This is a genomic window from Lysinibacillus sp. NPDC086135 (assembly GCF_044746345.1).
Taxonomy (GTDB): Bacteria; Bacillota; Bacilli; order Bacillales_A; family Planococcaceae; genus Lysinibacillus.
Map to the genome: position 1 here is coordinate 83,171 of NZ_JBIVCA010000013.1, position 20,920 is coordinate 104,090.

20 protein-coding genes and 1 pseudogene are annotated in these 20,920 nt (G+C 34.3%); 15 read left to right on the forward strand and 6 right to left on the reverse strand.

What is annotated here, in order from left to right; genetic code table 11:
• Positions 1-215: 215 nt before the first annotated feature.
• The gene (locus ACIPKN_RS17140; protein WP_400938173.1) at positions 216-1,130 is read right to left on the reverse strand and encodes a C40 family peptidase; all 915 of its coding nucleotides are present in this window, start codon (positions 1,128-1,130) and stop codon (positions 216-218) included.
• Positions 1,131-1,618: 488 nt separating this feature from the next.
• Between ACIPKN_RS17140 and ACIPKN_RS17145 the strand changes: the two genes are divergently transcribed.
• The 3 genes from ACIPKN_RS17145 to ACIPKN_RS17155 are packed head-to-tail and all read left to right on the forward strand — an operon-like array spanning position 1,619 to position 2,679.
• The gene (locus ACIPKN_RS17145) at positions 1,619-1,984 is read left to right on the forward strand and encodes a DUF2089 domain-containing protein (RefSeq protein WP_018393054.1); all 366 of its coding nucleotides are present in this window, start codon (positions 1,619-1,621) and stop codon (positions 1,982-1,984) included.
• 13 nt (positions 1,985-1,997) lie between these two features.
• Positions 1,998-2,387 (forward strand): SHOCT-like domain-containing protein, encoded by a 390-nt coding sequence (locus ACIPKN_RS17150; protein ID WP_142508126.1) that lies wholly within the window; start codon positions 1,998-2,000, stop codon positions 2,385-2,387.
• 10 nt (positions 2,388-2,397) lie between these two features.
• Positions 2,398-2,679, forward strand: coding sequence for a hypothetical protein (locus ACIPKN_RS17155; protein WP_400938176.1), 282 nt, complete (start codon positions 2,398-2,400; stop codon positions 2,677-2,679).
• 763 nt (positions 2,680-3,442) lie between these two features.
• Here the strand turns inward: ACIPKN_RS17155 and ACIPKN_RS17160 are convergent.
• Positions 3,443-4,372, reverse strand: a complete 930-nt coding sequence (locus tag ACIPKN_RS17160; protein WP_400938178.1) for a hypothetical protein — start codon at positions 4,370-4,372, stop codon at positions 3,443-3,445.
• A 92-nt stretch (positions 4,373-4,464) separates the two neighbouring features.
• Between ACIPKN_RS17160 and ACIPKN_RS17165 the strand changes: the two genes are divergently transcribed.
• The 3 genes from ACIPKN_RS17165 (at position 4,465) to ACIPKN_RS17175 (ending at position 7,013) form a co-directional block, all read left to right on the forward strand.
• Entirely contained in the window at positions 4,465-4,707 is a 243-nt protein-coding gene (locus tag ACIPKN_RS17165) for a hypothetical protein (RefSeq protein WP_400938180.1), read from the forward strand.
• Between the two features lie 40 nt (positions 4,708-4,747).
• Positions 4,748-5,170, forward strand: coding sequence for an HTH domain-containing protein (locus ACIPKN_RS17170; protein ID WP_400938183.1), 423 nt, complete (start codon positions 4,748-4,750; stop codon positions 5,168-5,170).
• Positions 5,171-5,351: 181 nt separating this feature from the next.
• On the forward strand, positions 5,352-7,013 hold the full coding sequence (locus ACIPKN_RS17175; protein ID WP_400938185.1) for a hypothetical protein: 1,662 nt from the start codon (positions 5,352-5,354) through the stop codon (positions 7,011-7,013).
• 67 nt (positions 7,014-7,080) lie between these two features.
• On the opposite strand, the gene ACIPKN_RS17180 is transcribed toward ACIPKN_RS17175, so the two are convergent.
• On the reverse strand, positions 7,081-7,437 hold the full coding sequence (locus ACIPKN_RS17180; protein ID WP_400938188.1) for a hypothetical protein: 357 nt from the start codon (positions 7,435-7,437) through the stop codon (positions 7,081-7,083).
• A 263-nt stretch (positions 7,438-7,700) separates the two neighbouring features.
• Here ACIPKN_RS17180 and ACIPKN_RS17185 point away from each other — a divergent pair, with 263 nt between their 5' ends.
• Both ACIPKN_RS17185 and ACIPKN_RS17190 read left to right on the forward strand, forming a co-directional pair.
• Complete coding sequence (locus ACIPKN_RS17185; protein ID WP_400938191.1) at positions 7,701-8,606, forward strand: cation diffusion facilitator family transporter; 906 nt, start codon at positions 7,701-7,703, stop codon at positions 8,604-8,606.
• A gap of 977 nt (positions 8,607-9,583) precedes the next feature.
• Positions 9,584-9,940, forward strand: coding sequence for a hypothetical protein (locus tag ACIPKN_RS17190; protein WP_400938195.1), 357 nt, complete (start codon positions 9,584-9,586; stop codon positions 9,938-9,940).
• Between the two features lie 433 nt (positions 9,941-10,373).
• Here ACIPKN_RS17190 and ACIPKN_RS17195 read toward each other — a convergent pair whose 3' ends face one another.
• Entirely contained in the window at positions 10,374-11,798 is a 1,425-nt protein-coding gene (locus ACIPKN_RS17195) for a VanZ family protein (protein WP_400938329.1), read from the reverse strand.
• Positions 11,799-12,252: 454 nt separating this feature from the next.
• The gene (locus tag ACIPKN_RS17200; protein WP_400938197.1) at positions 12,253-13,164 is read right to left on the reverse strand and encodes a DNA glycosylase; all 912 of its coding nucleotides are present in this window, start codon (positions 13,162-13,164) and stop codon (positions 12,253-12,255) included.
• A gap of 167 nt (positions 13,165-13,331) precedes the next feature.
• Between ACIPKN_RS17200 and ACIPKN_RS17205 the strand changes: the two genes are divergently transcribed.
• The 7 genes and pseudogenes from ACIPKN_RS17205 to ACIPKN_RS17235 all read left to right on the forward strand — a co-directional run.
• Entirely contained in the window at positions 13,332-14,045 is a 714-nt protein-coding gene (locus tag ACIPKN_RS17205; RefSeq protein ID WP_400938200.1) for a 2OG-Fe(II) oxygenase, read from the forward strand.
• A gap of 88 nt (positions 14,046-14,133) precedes the next feature.
• On the forward strand, positions 14,134-14,772 hold the full coding sequence (locus ACIPKN_RS17210; protein ID WP_400938202.1) for a bifunctional transcriptional activator/DNA repair enzyme AdaA: 639 nt from the start codon (positions 14,134-14,136) through the stop codon (positions 14,770-14,772).
• Positions 14,756-15,289, forward strand: coding sequence for a methylated-DNA--[protein]-cysteine S-methyltransferase (gene adaB, locus ACIPKN_RS17215; protein WP_400938205.1), 534 nt, complete (start codon positions 14,756-14,758; stop codon positions 15,287-15,289). Before ACIPKN_RS17210 ends, adaB begins: the two co-directional genes overlap by 17 nt.
• A 220-nt stretch (positions 15,290-15,509) precedes the next feature.
• The gene (locus ACIPKN_RS17220; RefSeq protein ID WP_400938208.1) at positions 15,510-16,328 is read left to right on the forward strand and encodes an SPL family radical SAM protein; all 819 of its coding nucleotides are present in this window, start codon (positions 15,510-15,512) and stop codon (positions 16,326-16,328) included.
• A 169-nt stretch (positions 16,329-16,497) separates the two neighbouring features.
• The gene (locus ACIPKN_RS17225; protein ID WP_400938211.1) at positions 16,498-17,742 is read left to right on the forward strand and encodes an MFS transporter; all 1,245 of its coding nucleotides are present in this window, start codon (positions 16,498-16,500) and stop codon (positions 17,740-17,742) included.
• A gap of 11 nt (positions 17,743-17,753) precedes the next feature.
• Positions 17,754-19,007, forward strand: coding sequence for an ATP-grasp domain-containing protein (locus ACIPKN_RS17230; RefSeq protein WP_400938213.1), 1,254 nt, complete (start codon positions 17,754-17,756; stop codon positions 19,005-19,007).
• A gap of 557 nt (positions 19,008-19,564) precedes the next feature.
• Positions 19,565-19,741, forward strand: a pseudogene (locus ACIPKN_RS17235) (class I SAM-dependent methyltransferase); the annotation flags it as partial.
• A gap of 738 nt (positions 19,742-20,479) precedes the next feature.
• Here ACIPKN_RS17235 and ACIPKN_RS17240 read toward each other — a convergent pair.
• The gene (locus ACIPKN_RS17240; protein ID WP_400938216.1) at positions 20,480-20,755 is read right to left on the reverse strand and encodes a YqhV family protein; all 276 of its coding nucleotides are present in this window, start codon (positions 20,753-20,755) and stop codon (positions 20,480-20,482) included.
• Positions 20,756-20,920: the final 165 nt, after the last annotated feature.

Below are 20,920 nucleotides of genomic sequence, written 5' to 3' on the forward strand. Positions count from 1 at the left end.
GTGATGCCTAATTGTTTTATGATAATCTTAGCCATCATCGCATGTATCTTAATGCTATTTTGTTCCAAATCAAACAAGCTAAATTTTTTAAGTCAGTACAATTGTACTGGCTTTTTTTATACGTCTAGTGTGGGGGAGTGTAAAATGATAGTGCCTAGAAGCAAAAGAACGAAAAAAAGGCATCTCATCCATAGATGAAACACCTTTTCTTGAAGTTATTGAGCTAATCGTTGGAGGAAGGTATCTAATTGTACGAGTGTGACATTGTCTTCCACGCCGAACATATTGTTACCTTTACCAATTGTAATTTTATTGGAAGAGAGAATGGCTACATAATTGTAAGCCCAATGCGAACTTGGAACATCAACAAATTGTAACGCTGTTCCTTGTTGTTTTAAATGGAATGCTTCCACTAAAACTTTCGATAATTGTCCACGTGTTATAGGAGAACCTGCATTGAATTTTCCGTTTACATCACCCGTAAAAACGCCGAGTTTTTTTAGTGCTTCCGCAGCACCTGCATATTTAGACGATGGGCTTACATCAGGAAAACTTGAATTGCTATTACTAGTATCTAAATGTAATTGATTTGCTAGTTTAAGAGCTACCTCTCCACGCGATGCATATACGCTAAAGTCAACTTCAGTGCCTTTTACTTCTCCCAAATCATTTTCAGTGAAATTTGCAATGCGTTTTGCCCCTACGTAACGAGATCCCCAGTAATAAGGATCATTAATTTTATCGATTTTAACCCCAGAACTTGTAGTAGCTGAAATAAAATTGCTGTCACCTATGTATATGCCAACATGGGAAACACCGCTTCCCGAAGTATTAAAAAATACAAGATCCCCAGTCTTCAACTGATTTTTAGCAATCGAAGTACCTTGCTGATATTGAGCTGTAGATGTACGTTGTAGTGAAATCCCTAACTTAGAAAAAACAATTTGTGTATATGCTGAACAGTCTATACCTGTCTTAATATCTGTTCCTCCATATTGATAAGGAACACCTATATATGCTTTTGCTGTACTTGTTAAATCTGCTATCGTTGCCGCTTGTGCATCATGCACACCCACACCTGTGAAGAACATAAACGATGCGAAAATCGGTAATAACCATCTTTTCTTCAATTAAACCTACTCCTTTCAAAAAGCTTTCGCAATTGAATAAAGTAAGAATAGCATGAAACAGGCATGAGTTATTTTTCATTAATATTACCGATTCCCCTTAAACAGCAAAATTGAAACCTTAATTTTAATTGTGTAAAACTTCTGCAACAATCATGGGCAATTTTACTAAAAATAGTTAGAATAATTGGATGAAAAGGAGTTAAAGTGTTTATTTGGATGTTTATAACAGTTAATAAACTAAAAATGAAAAACTGTATTATTGCTATCAAAATAGAAATATAACGTCTACGCCTAGAACAACCTTACCCGGTGGCAATTCTTTAGGGGGAGAAGGGAATAAAATAATAAAGGAAAGAAGATGGATTTTTAATAATATTAAATAACTAATTAAGATTATTGATTTAATGTATTGTAAAAATTAATTTTATGATTCACATTTTTAATTATTTGTTATATAATCAAATCAACTAAAAGGAAAGGACTTCATTATGGCTTATAAAGTAATCACAAATTGTCCTGTTTGTAGTAAAACGTTGAAAATTACAAAGTTACAGTGCTCTCATTGTCACACGACGATTGAAAATGAGTTTGAATTATCTAAGCTGGCATCCTTATCAAAGGATCAGCTTCATTTTGTGGAAGTATTTTTAACATGCAGAGGGAATATCAAAGAAGTTGAAAAGGAACTAGGGATTTCGTATCCAACAGTCCGAGGAAAGCTAACAGACATCATTTCATCCCTTGGATATGTGCAGAAGAAGAAAAATGAAGTAGACGAGAAAAAAGTTGTCACTATGTTGGAAAATGGCGAAATCACACCAGAAGAAGCCATCAAACTCTTAAAAGAAGAATAAGGAGGAATTTACTATGAAAGAGGAAATCTCAAGAGTGTTAACAATGGTTCAAGAAGGTAAGATTGATGCAGAGAAGGCATCGGAACTAATTCAAGTATTAAAAGAGAAAGCAGAAACGGATGACAATCTTTTAGAAAAACCGACTAAATACTTAGATAAGACTTTAAAAATTCGCGTTGTATCAGCCGAAAATGATAACGTCACGGTCAATTTACCTTTAAAGCTTGTCAAGGTTGTATTAATGGCTGGACACAGTATCGCAGCGAGTATTCCTCAATCGGAAAAATACGTTAAAGATATAGACATAAACCTTATTATCGAAGCAATCGAAAATGAACTAGATGGCCAAATTGTTGATATTAAATCGGCTAACGGGGATACCGTTTCGGTCATTATTGAATAGTGATTTGCTTATGATGTATGTAAAAGTGAAAGCAAAAGACGTTCGGTTCACCATCCCGGTTCCATATGCTTTTTTAAACTTTGTTATTTCAATTTTGTCTTCAAAATTTGTTCAACAAAAAGCAAACAAATGGACAAAAGAGCACTTCGAAAGAAAAAAGCTGGACTTTACCTTTCCGCTAATTGACAAAGATGCGCTAAAGCCTATTGTCAAGGAACTGAAAAATTATAAAGGAATCGTGCTAGTTGATGTCAAAGCTAAAGACGGTACTGAGGTTAAAGTTAAACTATAATTACAATAGACCGTTCCGTTCAACTGACTGGTATTTTGAAGATAAATATAATTTTCTCGCTTACATCACCGAGGAAAATGGCCGAAATTTACTTTATTATTATTTGAATTGAATATAAGCAATAAAATAAATAAAAGAATTCTATTGATGGCATTCGGTATTCAGAAATTTTGCATCAAAAGAATTTTTTTATTTTCATTTTTTCATATCTTTCCATCTGAGAAGGTCTAAATGAGTATCAATTGTTGCTGTCGCTTCGCTTTCGCACAATAAACAATGCGTCTGGAATCAGTATTGTGCTTAAGTTAAAAAACGAGTAAAAACTGAAAACAGCCACCTCTTCGTCTAATGGGTTAGTGTTTACAGACAATAAAGTTGTATACTAGGAGGCGTTCTAAACTGCATGGAACAACCCACTCACAAAAAATAGTGACAATATAGTTGTATACTTTAGTAAAGCCCCCAAATGCATTCGATTCAGTGCCAAGAGGGTTCGAGTGCAGTGAGGGTTTGCTCCTTATCCTCCCTTCGGTCCGGTACCGCAAATTTAGATTGACAACCGCCACGTAGCGCCCACCGCACCGCAAAAAAAAGAGCAGACACATTTGTCTACTCTTTTTCAACGCTCTCCAGCCAAGAAGAATCGTCGCAGGTAAATCGAGATCGGATTTACCTTTTTAAATTATTTAATGAGTTACTATAAAAATTCATTTTTTATTCTTTCTAGATATAAAATCATTTTATAACATTTTCACATTATTTCTTAATTAAAGAATTGAGTGCACGCATACATACCTGTAACACCTGTAATTTCTGCTGCTAAACTACGTAATGCTGATCCACCCACACGTAATTTTTCTTCCCAAGATGTAGCACCCGCAATTAATTTTGCAGTTTCTTTAAAACCACCTAAAGCTTGAACATACTTTTTCACTTTGAGAATTTTAGCTGCTACAAATAAATTTGAACCAACAAACCATACCAAAGCTGCACTACATGCTCCTATCGCAACCCAATCTGGATCTGCCAATACAGGAAATGCAGTATTCTCATTAAAATTCACGGTTTGAATTAAAGTATTATCAACTACTTCATAATTAGTCGGGACATCTGCACCATTAGCATCAACTGCCCAAGCTTTACCAAAAACACTTTGAACAATATTATTTTCATCTACAATAAAGACTTCTTCTGTATCTAACTCACTTCCAGGAACATCTCCAAAATAATCTGCAGAAGAAATAACCTTGTGTCCTTCCGGTATATCCAACTCAAATTTATATTCCTTTGGTGCACTCGAATCTTTAATATTCACAACACTTCTAACACCAAACTCCGTCGGTTGTAAAATCAAATCTACTGGACCGTCATTTTTATACTCATAGCTCCCCGATTCTGTAATTATAGGTTTACTTAAATTCATATTATTCGGGACACCGATTTTTAAATCTTCTCCGGTTTCCTTATTTTTCACAAGAATCCCATCATCAAACTGACTAGGTAGATTTACAATATTAAAATCATTTTCCGCAACACCATTTTCGTTAGCTTTAATTAAATCATTAGTACCTGTGATTTCTTCTGTCATTATAGCCGCTGAAGGAACCAATGAATCTGCATTTGCACTCCCTAAAGTTGCACTCAATAAAAGAAAAGTTGCAAATAAACTAGTTAATTTCTTCGTTAATTTCATACCACGCACCCCCATTTATGTTATAATATACCATGTTAGACTAAAGTGACAGATAAATCAAATGATTTCGAAAAAAAGAGAGGGTGAATCATATGTCCAACAAATATAATAAATATGTAAGCTTTATTACTGTAATAACAATCCTTGTACTACTTTTATTAACTACTAATAAAATAAAACAAGAGGTGTTTTTACTCTTATTTATACCTCTAGCTATAGCAATGCTAATCTTTGGATTTTTAGAGCTTAAAAAAACTTTGAAAAATAAAAAAAATATCGATTTACATGCATCAGAAATAAAAAACGAATTAAAAAATAGAATTAAAACTAAGTAGTTTGTGCGCTTCATTATAAAAAAGAGTAGCGAAAGCTAATATGGTACCTGTAGTTAGGACACTAGAAAAAGGAGTGTTTTATCTACGGGTATTTTTTTATATATTTGAAATTCAAGATACAGGGATAGGGGACAATAGGAGTAAGATAACATTTTCAACTAATGAGATAAAAATACTTCAAAAGAATCCTAATGTAAAACGTGTTAGCGAAAGAGCTATTACATATACTGATGCTTTTAAAAATAAATTTATGGATGAGTATCTCTCCGGTAAACTCCCTCGACAAATTTTTATGGAGAACAACTTTGATGTGGATGTTATAGGGATGAAACGAATCGAACAATCAGCTTATAGGTGGGAAAAAGCCTATGAAAAGAATGGAATAATTGGGCTCACAAATTCAAGGAAAATGGGTTCTGGCAGACCATTAAAACGAGAACTGACGCCATCTAATTACCTGTGACAGTATTAGTTAGAACTCACAAATATACATCGTTATTGTAACTGAACAGTTTGTTCTTTAGTTAATTCTAAATTATATTTATGTAAACTAGTTATGGAGGAAAAATTGTTTTTCTTATTTAACACTGGTATAATTTGGGTGACTTTTATTTTGAAGAATCGTTACATTTTGGAGGGAAAATTTGTTTAAAAGAAAAATCTGGAGTAGCATTTTATGTTTCGTGTTAGCCGTCATGATTTTGATTACATGGTCATTAAAAGAAGATGAAAATAAAGAAATTGAACCCAAAGAGAGCGTTTCACTAGAATTACCAAACTCCGCACAATTACATTTGGAAGCCAATGGTTTACTACTGCAAAAAACCAATAGTTCAAATAAATCATATATTCGTTCAACAGATCAAACAACTATTTATAATTTATTTGAAGATGGGGAAAACATGGGTTTCATCAAGGTCACTGTTCGAGAAATCGATAATGGGGATTTCTTCATTTTCACTCAATTACAAAACAAAAGCAGTAAAGGTTATAGTGCCTCAATATCGTACCCTATAAGCGGAAATATAAAGTATGATTTGACAGATTTCGAACGCCAGGAAATTCAACATGAGCACGATCATGTATACGGTGTAGATCCAACCACCTATCCTATCGGCCTGTTAACAGTAAAGGAACACGAAAACTTAGTGACCAATATGATGATAAGCCGAAACTACATATCGAAAGAACTAAAAACCAACTATGAGAACGGGGACAAAAGTGTCGTCCGAGAATTGACGAGTGAAAATAAGGACTTGAAATTAATGCATGATGATAATGGCCTTACTGTAACGCTTCCACTTCAATCAGTTGGAAATGATGTATCTGAAAACTGGTTGTTACTATCTAAAGAGCCTCTATTTAAGAAAGAAGAAGCGCTCGATGAATGGATTAGCCAAAGTACTAAACAATACAAAGAAACGAACAAATGGTATACAGCAGAAGGGCCTTATTCAAAACTTCCATGGTCGATCGAACCGGAAACAAAATTAGGATATGGACGAAACCTAGTGAGGGTCCAAGATAAAAAAGCGTTAAATTACTATGAAACTACACAGGAGCGATACTTCTACGATTTGCTACTAAATTCTGTTGCGAACTTATTTATTTTTCAAGGAGATAACAAAGGGTTATGGGAAACGGAGTATACGAGTACGTGGTTGAAAAAAGATTACGGAATCCAAGCTCCCTATACCGATACTAGGCATAACGAGAATGTCGCGCTATTCCTAAAAAAAACAGGGGACATGCTTGACATCAAAGAACTCAAAAACTCGACGATCACCTATGCAGACTTTTTGGTCGATCAGACGAAAAATGGCAACATAATCGAAGTTCCCGAAGGTGGTTACCTTGTGACCGATTATTATTCTCTCCAGCAGACAAAGAAGACACATACATCTTTAAATCATGCTTTAGGAGAAATGAATTTCTTACTGGAATCCTATCAACAAACAAAGGAAGAATCCTATTTAGACGTAGCCAGAAATATGAGACGGGGTATTGAAAACATCGGAGAAAAATGGTTACGAGAGAATGGAGATGTCTGGTATCAAGTGAATGGTGATTTCACTTTTGACGGAATTGATTATCCTCTCTTGACGTTAGGAGATTTACTGAAGTCTCAACAATCTTGGGAAGCTGTTGGAGAAAAACGAAGTGAAATGTTTGATCAACTCATTCGCTCAAAAGCACAATATCTCGTGGAAAGTAAACAGGAAATTCTTCGACCGGTAGCGGACCTTCTCATCAACCAAGGATTTGGGTATATCATCGAAGGATACAATAATATTCCTAAGTTTTAATAAACCTCATTATGTAAGAAGCAAAGAAGCTATTTTGATTATCTTTTTCAAAATAGCTTCTTTTCATTTAACCAGCCGCCATTTGACAGTGTTTACACCAGCGACGTGTCCGCTGTGCATAGAAACAAGCTGCTATGCACAGCATAATGCCCCAAAATAAGAAGCATGTATAAATGATGGTGAATAGAGGGAAAATCAGTCCACCCAAAGCAGTTGGAAGGTGTGTTGTGTTCCCTATTTGAAACAGTACTGTCGCAAGACCAACGATTCCTCCAATTGTCAACATTGTACACGCTACAAAGGCGATAAAAAGTACAAGCAAGCGACCCCAGGGTTGAATCAATGCTAGAGCAAGAACCACTGCTACCTGACTCTCTGAAATACAATATATACCAAATGCAAAGCCTAACGTAAAAGTTTGCAATTACACGTTAATAAAGAATCCATTTGAAAGATATTCCGAAAGAGAAAAGAACAGTAAATACGAGTTGTTAAATTTGGTCTGAGGCAACTTATTTTTATGATCTAAATTTATTTAGTAATGGTAAAAAAGGTTGTTGTAGACCCACTCGATATTCGTCTGATATCATAGTTGAGTATGAATTGAATGAAGTAGGTTAAGGGTATTCGAGGAGAATTTCTTCCTTCATTTTTTAGTTTTAAAACTCTTAATCGGAGGAGAAATAAATGGTTAGTGAGAGAGAACAAATTAGCAAAAAAGTTGCATGGATTGCACTTGTATCGAACCTAATGCTAATGATAGGTAAAATCTTCTTTGGTCTTTTTGGAGGTAGTGAGGCTGTATTTGCAGACGGAATCCATTCTGGGGCAGATGTAGTAGCTTCGATTGCTGTGCTAGCAGTTGTAGGTATCTCTAATAAACCACCCGATAAGGATCATCCCTTTGGGCATGGTAAGGCAGAGGTGATTAGTGAAGCGATCGTTGGCATTATTTTAATATTAGTTTCACTCTATATATTCGTAGAAGCAATTTTAGCATTTTTTGATAAACCCGGTGTACCACAGTACAGTGCATTGATTGTAGCTATAATTTCTTACATAGCGAAAGAAATATTATATAGATACTCCATAAAACAGGGGAAAAAGTGGAATAGTAAGGCTATAATAGCGATTGCTTATGATCATAAAGGTGATATTATTGCTTCCCTTGCAGCATTTATAGGAGTCCTCTTAGCGATTATAGGAAATGCAATTGGATGGACATATTTGTTATACGCGGATGCAATCGCAAGTGCTTTAGTAGCCTATTTTGTTTTTAGAATCGCAATGGAATTAGTTAGACCTTCTGTTGATATTTTAATGGAAAAAAGCGTGGATCAGTATCTTTTAGACGGTTATGAAGCCACTATTCATGAATTTTATCAAGTAAAACGAATAGACAAAATCCGTGCAAGAGAACACGGTCACTATAAGATTCTAGACGTTCGACTTTCACTTAATCATGATTTAACAATTAAACAAGGACATGATATAGCTCGTGATATAAAAAATGAAATATTAAATAAATACCCAGATGTAGGGGAAGTCCTTATTCATATAAATCCTTACTATATAGAACCTGATCAAAACTAATTTACAAAAAAGTGATGGTAATAAAGTATCTGAATGCTATCGATGAAATAGCTAAGGAGCATACTGACGAAATCCAATAATAATAAACGTAAATCAGACTTTTATTACAATATAAAAATAATTACTTAAAGAGCATGCTTTTTACTACATAAAGTAAAGAACATGCTCTTTTTACTCTATTACCTCTTCCATAATCGTCGATATATCCCCATATATTTACTTCTGCACTCTGTAAAAATACATCTTCTTATTCTACTAAGTCAACATCAAAGAGCAACAATCTATATTAAACAATCATTGAGAAAGATCCTTTGAAAAAAGAGGATTGAAGTAATATATAGGTTAGAAAGAAGAAGGTTATCGCCTTCATTTAAACTTATTGTATTTAAGCGCAGAGAGTCGCTGCAGCAAGGGCTTTGATTTCATATCCAAACATTATAAATAATATTAGCTTCAGGAAAACAGGTTCCAGATGGATAAATTTGATTTAATCTTAAACAACTTTGAAAGGATGCCAGAAGCGGGATTAAATGCGGGTGAAGGGGCAATATCCGTTCTTTTTCCCATTTCCATCTATTCGATTCGCTAAATCTTCTTGTACCTATGTTAAAGAAAACGAGTTCAGATCGTCTCAGACTTGAAGTTTAATATTGTCATAACTCTTCAAATTATCGGATGGTGCTCCTAATTTATCGTTCAAAAAGGGATTATTCGTATAAATCGTGGTAATTACTATTTAAAGTATATTTAACCAATATTTTCAATATATGTAATACATACATTAGTTGCAAACATTGTGTTAACTTTCGGTTTGGGATTTTAAATGAGGAATCCTTGACATAAAAATAAAGAAACGAAGTTATTATCTGAAATTGAAATTTTACAGTAAAGAGAACATTTAGATGACCATAAATCGGGAAGGGTGATGATCAATTATTGGAGTAGACATTAAGAAAATTTTATTGCTGGTTGTATTAATGATGCTACTTGGTGCTTGTGCAAATGAAAAAAAAACAAGTCAGTCAGAATTTAAAAAACAATATTTTGAAGGAAAAAGTGATAATTGGTATGTAAAAATGGTAAGCGAAATGGATAGCAATAGGCGCTATATCATCTCTTATATTGGACAAGAAAATAAACCATTAAATTTTAAATACGAAATATATGAATCTTCTCACAACCCAACATTTGGCGATGGCGAATTTAATAACCAAGAGGAATTTGAAATTCATGTAAAGTGCGGCGGTCCGTGTAATGCCCTTCCTAATAATGTACCTATTCTAATTCAATGGGAAGGAGAAGAAGAAAAAGTAGTAATTCGTAATAAAAAATAGAATGTTGTCGGTAACATCGATCTACCCTAAAAATTATTTTCCATTACATTGAATCTCGGCAGAAATACAAGTTAGACTATCTACCAAACTGATGGAACGAATGCTCTACAAGCGTATGATATTGAAAATCCAGCAGTTTGGACTACATAGAACAGCTATACAAACAAGTACGTTTCCATCTCTTACTATGGTGGGTATAGATAAGATGGAGTGAGATATAAATCTGCACCTTATTTTGTATATGAGGTACAGATTTATAATAATATTTTAGATTAATTAGCGGTTCTCGTTTACGCTTAAATTCTAGTGTGCTGTCACACGCTTGTATTCAAGCCAAAGGATGCTTTGACAATGCTGTGACAAGCTTTAATAGAACATTGTAAAATCCATAGAGGAAACATAAGAAAAGGGCTTATGTGTAAATGCTTCATAATTACGACCGTCTTGCTTGAATTAAGGTAAACCAATCATTTCCATTATACTTTCCAGAAACTCTATATATTGGCTGATAGAAATCTTTCGTATCATACATATAAGAAAGCTCGATTAATTCTATAGCAAGTTGATCTCCTTTTTTTATAATAAGATCTTCTTCATTCACCAATGCATTATATTTTATTTGGGGAAATTCTCCATTTTTTATTCGCTCATACACTTCTGCAGGAGACAGTATGTTCACTTCTCGTTTAAATTGATTCATATGAATATTATATGCTAACGAAGAAACACTGCCATCTTGTTTAAGATCAAGCATTATATCTCCAGTCCAATAATCAGCGTTTAAATTAGTACTATTCTTAAGATTCCATGCAAATTCTCCAGTATCCAATATAGTCATTTCAGCGTCTTGGGGTAGTATGGCAAATTCGTCCATCATTGCCTTTGCCATGTCAAGCATTGACTTTTGCCCCGAAAAAGTAGTTTGCCCTGGCGTATAATTATTCTCTTTTAATGACCAGTATCCCTCTGAACCTATAAACAACGTGTATTGGGAACCTGCTTTGTTCTCCAATAGAATCTCACGATCACCACTATAAACATGTTCATTCAACGCTGATAATCCTAATTTCTGTTGCAATAGGGCCTCAACTCCATCATTTTTAATGACTTTCCTATATACTGGGGCAACTGTTGGTAATGTGCTTAATTCCAGTGAAGTTGATATATGCACATCTGACATATTCGATTTTGTATAAGCGTTTATTGCTAAATGACCAAACTCCTGTTGGGCGTAGACAATATTCATCCCAACAAAAATCAAACCCATCAATAGAGGTATGGCAAGGTTTCCGACTAGACTTTTTATTTTTACTTTTTTGTGATGAACAATGGAAGCCCCTAGTCTGTATAACTGATATCCAATAATACCACCAAGTGAGTTGTTCATTAAATCATCAAGCTCAAAAATTCCGGCTCCTGAAAGTGTCTGATACGTTTCTATAGATACCGTAGCACTTATAACGATTAGAAGAAGCCACTTAAATTTTTTGAATTTAGAGCTAATTAAAGGTAAAAAAATGCCTAGAGGAACAAACATTAAAATATTAAAAATACAATTTTGAAGATCACGTAAAGAGTATTTTTTCCATGCATCAATATAACCACTAAACGGCTGAAGGTTCATCTGCAGGTAATGGGAAGTGCCACGACCAAAAATAGTTAACTCCAACACAAAAATAATATATCCGATGAAGACTGCACCAAGAACAAGTTTCTTTATAGGAACCTGTTTTTTTCGATCTGACGGCTGTTTTCGATAATAAAAAAAATAATATAGTGCGATAAGTATGAACTCAATTCCAATAATTATTAATACAGGCAACATTAAATACCGAATATTATTAAAAATTTCTGTCATTCCCAAAGTGAGACTCTCCTAACTGATTTAATCTGATATTGTGCGGTTTTACACAAAAAAAGAGACCATCTAATAATTGATTACTTCCATTAGCTTAAATTGAGGTAATATTGTCGACCTTTCTAATTGTAAATGGAAATTATTAATATTTAGAAAGGTTATTTATGAAGAAATTCTTAAGAACTTGCTATGCTTTAAATCATAAAGAAAGGAAAGACTAGGGGGCTCAAATAACGAAAGGAACAGCTACAGGCGTTGAACAAGTGACAGCAATAACCAAACCATCTAACAGCTCTATGAATGAAGTAGGAAATAATGCAAAATTGTTAAAGACAACAATTTATATTTTGGTAATATTCCAGGAAAAAAAGAAAGGAATCACCGTTGTAAGATGATTCCTTTCGAAATAAACTAATTAACTTGATGGAGACATTCCGGTTTAAGTGATAATTATTCAGTATAGGACACGCCATAAATAAAAGGTAGCGTATGATTCCCAGTTTTTCCATGGAAACGATATTTTTAAGATTTCATCTTTCGTCGGCTTTCGGTCCATATTACGTAAAATTTTTATCGAATTAATAAGACCCACATCATCGATTGGGAAAGCTGTCTGGAACCTGAGGCAGCGCATGAGAACATAATTGGCTGTCCAAGGGCCGATTCCTCGTATTTTAATTAAGCTCTTCTCAGCATCTTTGAAGTTCATTTTCATTAATGTTTCCCTCGATAATTCTCCACTTGCCATTAATTTGGCAATTCCAATAATATATTCACTTTTTTTCACCGTCATTTTAATATCTGCTAGGTCGGTAGGTGTTAACTGTGCAATTCGTTCGTACGATGGGAACACCCAATACTTTTTACCATTCCATTCGATTGAATCGCCAAATCCTTCTACAAATTGCCTCTTTAAGGCGTACGCGAAGGTTAAGTTAATTTGTTGCCCTAAAACTCCCCAACATAAAGCTTCAAATAAATCAGGAATGCCTATAACTCGCATTCCATAGAATTTTTGGGCGGGCATTTTAAGTAATGGGTCTGCCTTTGCCATTTCATAAAATGGCGTTAAATCGTTATCAAGATCAAACCATTCATGAATATATTTGACAATCTCTTCCCGCTGCCACTTGTCAATAGGTCTACAATCATTTAGGAATTGAACAACCATTTGTTTATTATTGATTACGCTGATCTGTACTAAGGACCGAATTTCTCCAATGGCAATAACTTTTGTAATTTTATCGTTCTCTATTTCATACATACATTCATTTTTTTCCCTTGTTAGATAGCCTAGGTTAGCATTCATGTCGAAATTTCCAGGTAATGTGATTACAATAACATCATTGACTTCGTTCCATGTCACTTTTTCATTCTCCTCATCTAAATACGATTTTCTATTGTACTTTTACTTTATCACATAATAATCTTACCTAATTTTGTTATCTTGCTATTACATTCTAAACACCTTATTTTTTTCTATTTATGAGGTTATAGTGTTATTTATCAAGAATGCTAAAGGAGTGGATAACAATGGTCCAAGATTTAAAAACACGCATCGAGAACTTAAATTGGGATTCAATTCAAAATGAATTAGATGAGCAAGGATTTGCAAAGCTTCCAGCGATTTTAACAAAAGAGGAATGTGAATTGTTCATAGCATTGTATTATGAGGAAGAGTCATACAGAACGACAATCAATATGACGAGATATCGCTTTGGGAATGGGGAGTACAAATATTTTTCCTATCCATTACCTGAAATCATCCAACGTTTAAGAGAGTCCTTTTATTTAGAATTGGCCAAAACAGCTAATCGATGGTTGGATTATTTAAAGAAAACCGAACAATTTCCAAATCATCTTCAAGATTTTTTGAACACCTGTGAAGAATATGAACAAACGAGACCGACACCTTTACTATTAAAGTATGAAACAGGCGGGTTTAATTGTTTGCATCAAGATTTATATGGCGACATATTTTTCCCGTTTCAAGTAGTATTTGTATTAAATCAACGAGATAAAGACTTTCGCGGTGGAGAATCGCTAATAGTGGAACAAATTCCTCGTGCTCAGAGTAGGGGACACGTCATTACTTTAGAACAAGGCAGTGCGTTGATCTTTCCTACAAACTATAGACCTGTTCTAGGTAAAAAAGGATATTATAAAAATACGGTTCGTCACGGTGTAAGCACGGTTACTTTTGGAGAACGATACGGTCTTGGAATCATTTTTCACGACTCTAAATAAAAATTAAACTTCAATATCTTGCTATTCTATTCCCAGAATTGTACATTCTGAATTTAATGAGAGTATATTGTAAGGAGAGGTGAGATAAATGCCGGATAGAATTAATAACGGACATAAAGAAAACCATGGTTATAGAATTTTGAATGATGTAGAAATGATAACAGATGAAAAGTGGCAAGCAATACTAAATAATGATGCAGCGTACAATCATCAATTTTTCTATGCTGTAAAGTCGACAGGGATATTCTGTAAACCATCCTGTAAATCTCGCGTTCCGAAAAAAGAAAATGTATGCATTTTTTCAAACGCAGAACAAGCCCTCCGCGCAAATTTTCGCCCTTGTAAACGGTGCAAGCCTACTAATGAAAATCTACCTGATAGCGAGTGGGTTAATTTAATTACTGAATACATTGATAAAAATTTCACAGAAAAATTAACGCTAGAATCGTTAGCAACTATTTGTCACGGGAGTCCGTATCATATGCATCGAACATTTAAAAAGATTAAAGGCGTTACGCCGGTTGAGTATATACAACAAGTGAGAGTACACGCGGCTAAAAAGTATTTAATTCAGACAAATAAAGCGATTGGAGATATCGCCATATGTGTGGGTATGACTAACGCGGCTTATTTTATTACTTTATTTAAAAAGAAAACTGGACAGACACCAGCACAATTTCGTCAAATGAGTAAAATGGGGGAAAAGTACAATGGAAACAAAGAATAAACCAACCCTTTATTGGTCTTTACTTAAGTTTAAGAATTGGCATTTTTATATTGCTTCAACTTCAAAGGGGCTTGTGTTTGTAGGTTCACCGAACAAACCATTCGAGGAATTGTTCGAATGGGCTAAGAAACGCTTTCCAGGAAGTCCTCTTGTTGACGATGATGAAAAGCTTGAACCTTATGTCGTTGAAATCACTCAGTATTTAGAAGGAAAGCGCAAAACCTTTACTGTTCCATTTGAGTACGTAGGTACGCCATTTCAACTAGCAGTCTGGAATGCCCTTTGTGAAATTCCTTATGGACGGACGACATCCTATTCCGACATTGCAAACAATATAAATAAGCCAGCAGCTGTTCGTGCTGTAGGCGCGGCTATTGGGGCTAATCCGGTATTAATTACTGTACCGTGCCATCGTGTAATAGGAAAGAATGGCTCATTAACTGGTTATCGGGGCGGTTTAGAAATGAAGACACTGCTCCTGGATCTAGAAAAGCGAGCTTCATCTAGCAATGAGTAAATATTGCCGTTTAACTTGATTCAGCAGAAGTCCCCCACTTCTATAAATGGAGGGATGAATACGAAGATACATATAAATCAGAGGGGGTCCAAACTCCCTGCTGATTCAAGTTAAGCCTCCGGCGGATGTCACAAATTTTGAAGGGAGTTAATTGCGCAAGCGCAATTCAAAATTTGGACGCAATTACGCCGAGGCGTAATTGATTGAATGGAGGTTCATCATGAAAAGTGAATTATTTTATAAAAGTCCGAAAACCATTCTGAATAAAGGGACTGGCTTTCTTTCTGGATATACTCATTCCCTAAATCCTTATACAGGCTGTTCATTTGGGTGTTCCTATTGTTATGTACGCGAAATGCCTGTATCTCTTTTTCGAGAAGGGGAATGGGGAAATTGGGTCGATGTTAAAAACGGAGCTGCGAATTTATTAAAAAAGGAGCTCCATCGCGCCAAATCTAAAGGGAATGTAACCATTTTTATGTCATCAAGTACAGATCCATATCAACCAATTGAGTATCAGGAAAAAGTGACGCGATCTTTACTAGAAGTTATGGTAGAAGATCCACCTGACTTCCTATTAGTACAGACTAGAAGCCCACTGGTAAGTCGAGATATCGATTTACTGCAACATTTTAAAGATAAAGTTCGGGTAAGTATGACAGTAGAGACAGATAGGGAAGATATTCGTAAACATTTTTCGCCCTATGCTCCTCCTATTCCGGCAAGGCTTAAAACACTCCAACAGCTTGCTAAATTCGGTATTCCTACACAGGTTGCCATCGCTCCCGTATTACCAAGTAGCGAGGGATTTGCAGAAATATTACGTCCATTGGTTAACCGAGTATGTATTGATGATTATTTTATGGGGGACGGCAGTGGTGGTAAACGCACACACAGGATGGGCTTACAAGCGTTATATAGAAATCTGGAAATGGAAGAATGGTATCATCCATCCGTCTATCAAATGGTTTATAAACGAATGCGGCAGTATTTTTCGGAAGATGAACTTTTCATTAGCCAGAAGGGATTCGAACCTTAGCGTTATAAAAGTACTCATCAAGTCTTCATTTTGGAACTAAAATCACTTTTATAACAGGTTTCGAATTTGTATGTGGTACAGACATTAGATGAAAGATAGGTTTCACCTGATCTTACTTATATCGTAAACACTTGGGTAATTTATAAATATGAATGAATAGGGGTGTGTTATGAAAAATAACAAGCAATTAAATTTTTACAAACTTTGGCTAGGACAGTCTATAAGTTTGTTAGGTACCCAGTTTACAGTAGTAGCTTTGCCTCTTTTTGCATTAGAGGTGCTAGAAACAAGTGAGTCGAATGCGGCATTACTTCGTGGGATTGTATTCATACCCTACCTAATTTTTGGATTAGTAGCCGGTGCTTTAATAGACATCCTTCATAGAAAAAAGGTTTTGTTAATTTGTAGTATATGTCAAGGCGTTTTATTTTTATCAGTATTCATACTGACTGTAACAAATATAATAACGTTCCCTCTATTGGTGTTACTCATGTTTTTAAATGGGATATTTACTACGTTTTACAACATTGCAATTCCTTCTTTCTTACCGGAAGTATTAACAGATAAAGACAACTTAAAAAAAGGAAATGCTCAACTAGCCCTTTCGGAGTCTCTTTCTATTGTAATTGGTCCTATGCTAGCAGGAATCGTAATTACTCTAGTAGGATTAACAGGCTTATTCACTGTTGACGCAGTAACATATTTTGTTTGTTTTTTGTGTGTACTATTTATTTCAAGGTTTAAACCGCATACAGAAGGCTCTTTAAAAAACGTAAATATAAAATCGATCTATAAAAACATACATGAAGGTTTGATATATTTCAAAAGTCACCCTGTATTAGAACCAATTGTGAGCTGTGGCGCAGTTTACGGTTTTTTTAAATACATATTAAATAGCATTTTAGTTATATTCCTCTATAGGGTAATGGGTCTATCTGAACTTGAAATAGGCTTTGTTGTAGGTTCGGCAGCAGTAGGATTTTTAATAGGCAATACGATTCTCGTAAAAAAAAGTCAACAAATTAATAATACAAAAATGCTTATTTATAGCGCTACTGTATCAGTGATCGGTCTGTCCTTTATACCGATAATGGGCTATTTGGGAACCGTTTACGGTATAGTAGCTGCAAGTATCATACATGGTATGGGAGAAGGTGTATTTGGCCCTTATGCTGCAACCATACGACAACTTGCTTCACCAAGTCACATGCTAGGAAGAGTAAATGCTGTACAACGTACCCTTAATTGGGGAGCTTGGGCATTAGGAAGTTTTGCTAGTGCATTATTAGTTTCTATATTTGGGCTTCAAACTACGTTATTTATAGGGGGCTTCGGAACAACATTGTGTTTAATAGTGTTGTTAAGGCGAGGCGTATTAAATGGAGCCAACATTGAAAATACGAGTTCAATTTAGAGGAGATGATTATGATGCATAAAGTATCAAAAGGAACTGAAAATACACTACACGTTTTATTTATAGGGGGATGGAAAAAGCCTATACAAGATGCTTTAGACAGGGGGTTTACTGTTTCGTATATAGGATCTTACACTAAACATATATATTTCGATGGAACTATCTTAGAAAAATGTTTCTATAAAAAAGAAATAGACACAACAAACATACCTGTGTGTGTGTACTATGCTGAAGAATTGTACAAAGATAAACCGTTTGATGTGGTTGTATCTTTCAACGAAGTAGCCTTAGATACGGCTTCCATAATTGCAAAGATTTTTAATGTTAAAGGATTTTCTTACAACGCTAATATGATAACCCGCAATAAAGACATGATGCGTGAAATTCTAACAGGAAAAGACTTTTCTATAGATTCAATAGTTTGCAACAACATAAAAGACATCAATGAATTTTTGAAGAAAAAAGATAGTATTATAATAAAGCCCCCGATTGGCGCAGGTGGTAAAGGAGTATCTAAGCTAGATATTGGAGATGACGTAGAAGAATTTATTAAAGATAACGGTATTCAACTACCTATTTTAGTGGAAGAGTACGTTGAAGGAGACGTAGTTTATACGGTCGAAGCCGTTTCTTATAACAAAAAACATTCTATATTAGCTATATCAGCTGAAATATTTAAAGAAGATACGTTTTTAATAAACTATACTATAATGCCAGCACCTATAGATGAATTTCAAAAAAAATTAATCATTGAGAAAGTAATGCTATTTTTGGATGAGATGCAACTAAAAGACGGCATTACTCATACAGAGGTAAAAATCGACAAACAAAATAAGCCAATAATCATAGAGTCTCAAGTCAGGATAGGTGGAGGCAACATTTGGAAAATGGTAGAACTTACAACCGGCATTTCTCAATTTGGATACTATTATGATGCGTTAGCTACACAGACTATAGATGAATTTAGATGTGTGCCTTCAAAATGTCAAGCTATGTCATTAAGCTTGATACCAAAACCAGGTTGCTTAAAAGAAATTAAGTATGAAGGGTTCGCTAACATATCCGAGATCGTATTAATTGATCTATTAGTAAAAGAGGGCGACACCATACCAACTATTGTAGACAGTACAGGGCGCAAAGGATATATATTATTTACGGCTAATGATATAAAACATATGTACGAAGTTGCAGATAACATATGTGACAATATAACGTTTGTTTATCAGGATTTGTCAGAATGGAAACCTTCTTTTAAAAAAATTTAAAAAGGAATGTAGCACATGAAGGGTCTATTTGAGGATTTTCCAATTGCTACTATTTATCTATTAAATACATGTGAATCACGTTTGAAGAATGAAATGTAAAATGATGTACGATAATGTCATATTAACTGATTGGAATCTCGCAACGTTTAATAATCCTGAATATTCCGAACTAGATGGTGTGGGGTCATTTGTACCTGGAGGTAAAACCTTAACAAACTTAATTTAGCAAGCCATAAATAACGCGACTAAATTTGGCATAGCTAATAAAAAATCGATACTATATACAATGTTGATTTGTAAGCCTCTTTTTTTAATTCATGTCTTCCGTAAAAAACGGATGGCTTTTATTTTTACGCTGTGAGAGCGATCGAAATGGGCAACGGTAAGTGTTACTGAATCTCGATCGCTCTCACAGCGTTTTTTTATTGTTTTAGTAAGCTCATTTAAACGGGTTGAACATCTATAAAGGTTAAGAAGAGCTGCAAATCGTAATTTTAAAATTCCAAGCATCTTCATTTAGTTACTATGGACAAATCTAAGAGATCAAGAATTTGGTAAAAAAAAATTTCTTTAGCCTTTTAGGTGTTTCTTATTATCTAACGAAAGAAGAAATTTCAAGTTTAATAGACAGTTTATTCGCCAAAGTCCCATCAGGAAATTCAATAGTTTTGGATTATGCAGACGAAAAACTCTTTGAAGAAGAAGGAATCTTTAATCGATTTGAAAATATGGTATAAATGGCTTCAGCAAGCATTACATTCATAAAACATAAAAAAAGATACTTAATACACTTTATAGGATGTTCCTATTAGTGACCAAAATGTACAACAGAACAATTACCAGGGTAAGCTCTGCAATGCCAAATATATCATAAGATAGAGGAACTTATTTTACCAAATGGGTAGAGGTCGAAAGAATGTTGTCGATCCATGTTAAGCCGAAAGAAGTTGCCTTTCATTCTTTATTCAAGTAGAAAACTATCGGAGACAATGTAATGTTACTGAATAATTTGAGAAAAAATTATAAAAGGGTCACTGAGTTAAGGTGACCCTAAATGAGGGAGGATGTGACGGTCAACCAACGCCACAACCGAATAAGTGTGTGCGGTACACTCAATATTAATTTGTGCAAGTAGTTGTTATTTATACATAGAAAAACGCATCGTCGTCATACGCTACAGCAAACTAATGAATATTATTAGGATAAAAAATCAAAAGATATTGTTCAGAAAGGAAGTTTGGCTAATAAATGTGATGTTGTAATAAAAAGTTTAACAAGGATTATGAATGGAATGTCCATTTTGCTATGATACTTTGTTCAATTTGCATTTTAACTACCATTGGTATACTGATATGTACGTTGTAATGGAGCAGCCGTTAGAGTGTGTCAATTTATAATATTGTAATTAACATCAATTGCAAAACATACTTTTTGAAGAATTTTATTATTTTTTGAATTACTTGACTTTAGTATTACTTAACATGTGAGCTAACAATAATAAGTGTAATTCCCGTAAATAGGCAAATGATTCTCGTCACAGGAATTTTATCAGCTAGTCCAAATAATGCAATTGCTGTCGTTACGATTAAAACTGTTGGACCAACCAATGCAAGCATTGTATTAATATAGAATGCTTTTTCTAAATTATTCAACTTTAGCATCAACAATCCAGCACTTACTTCAATACTTCCAGACAATACACGTAAAATAACCATAGCAAGAACCGATTTTTCAATAACTGTCATCATCCAATCTTTATTGATAATTTTTGAGGTGAAAATGAATTCTCTTATATTATATTTCCATCTTTAGGATAATTGTAGACTTCTGTTTTAATATGAAATACTAAAATCAATATATGTATGATTCCTGTTAATTATTCTTGTTATATTATGCTTTATAGTGTTCATTTA

Bases quoted from the DNA above. Each gene is read 5' to 3' on its own strand.
- ACIPKN_RS17240 (WP_400938216.1), bottom strand. From the start codon at position 20,755: ATGATGACAGTTATTGAAAAATCGGTTCTTGCTATGGTTATTTTACGT.
- ACIPKN_RS17150 (WP_142508126.1), top strand. From the start codon at position 1,998: ATGAAAGAGGAAATCTCAAGAGTGTTAACAATGGTTCAAGAAGGTAAG.
- ACIPKN_RS17220 (WP_400938208.1), top strand. From the start codon at position 15,510: ATGAAAAGTGAATTATTTTATAAAAGTCCGAAAACCATTCTGAATAAA.
- ACIPKN_RS17225 (WP_400938211.1), top strand. From the start codon at position 16,498: ATGAAAAATAACAAGCAATTAAATTTTTACAAACTTTGGCTAGGACAG.
- ACIPKN_RS17195 (WP_400938329.1), bottom strand. From the start codon at position 11,798: ATGACAGAAATTTTTAATAATATTCGGTATTTAATGTTGCCTGTATTA.
- ACIPKN_RS17230 (WP_400938213.1), top strand. From the start codon at position 17,754: ATGATGCATAAAGTATCAAAAGGAACTGAAAATACACTACACGTTTTA.
- ACIPKN_RS17210 (WP_400938202.1), top strand. From the start codon at position 14,134: ATGCCGGATAGAATTAATAACGGACATAAAGAAAACCATGGTTATAGA.
- ACIPKN_RS17205 (WP_400938200.1), top strand. From the start codon at position 13,332: ATGGTCCAAGATTTAAAAACACGCATCGAGAACTTAAATTGGGATTCA.
- ACIPKN_RS17145 (WP_018393054.1), top strand. From the start codon at position 1,619: ATGGCTTATAAAGTAATCACAAATTGTCCTGTTTGTAGTAAAACGTTG.
- ACIPKN_RS17165 (WP_400938180.1), top strand. From the start codon at position 4,465: ATGTCCAACAAATATAATAAATATGTAAGCTTTATTACTGTAATAACA.
- ACIPKN_RS17160 (WP_400938178.1), bottom strand. From the start codon at position 4,372: ATGAAATTAACGAAGAAATTAACTAGTTTATTTGCAACTTTTCTTTTA.
- ACIPKN_RS17170 (WP_400938183.1), top strand. From the start codon at position 4,748: ATGGTACCTGTAGTTAGGACACTAGAAAAAGGAGTGTTTTATCTACGG.
- adaB (WP_400938205.1), top strand. From the start codon at position 14,756: ATGGAAACAAAGAATAAACCAACCCTTTATTGGTCTTTACTTAAGTTT.
- ACIPKN_RS17155 (WP_400938176.1), top strand. From the start codon at position 2,398: ATGATGTATGTAAAAGTGAAAGCAAAAGACGTTCGGTTCACCATCCCG.
- ACIPKN_RS17185 (WP_400938191.1), top strand. From the start codon at position 7,701: ATGGTTAGTGAGAGAGAACAAATTAGCAAAAAAGTTGCATGGATTGCA.
- ACIPKN_RS17190 (WP_400938195.1), top strand. From the start codon at position 9,584: ATGATGCTACTTGGTGCTTGTGCAAATGAAAAAAAAACAAGTCAGTCA.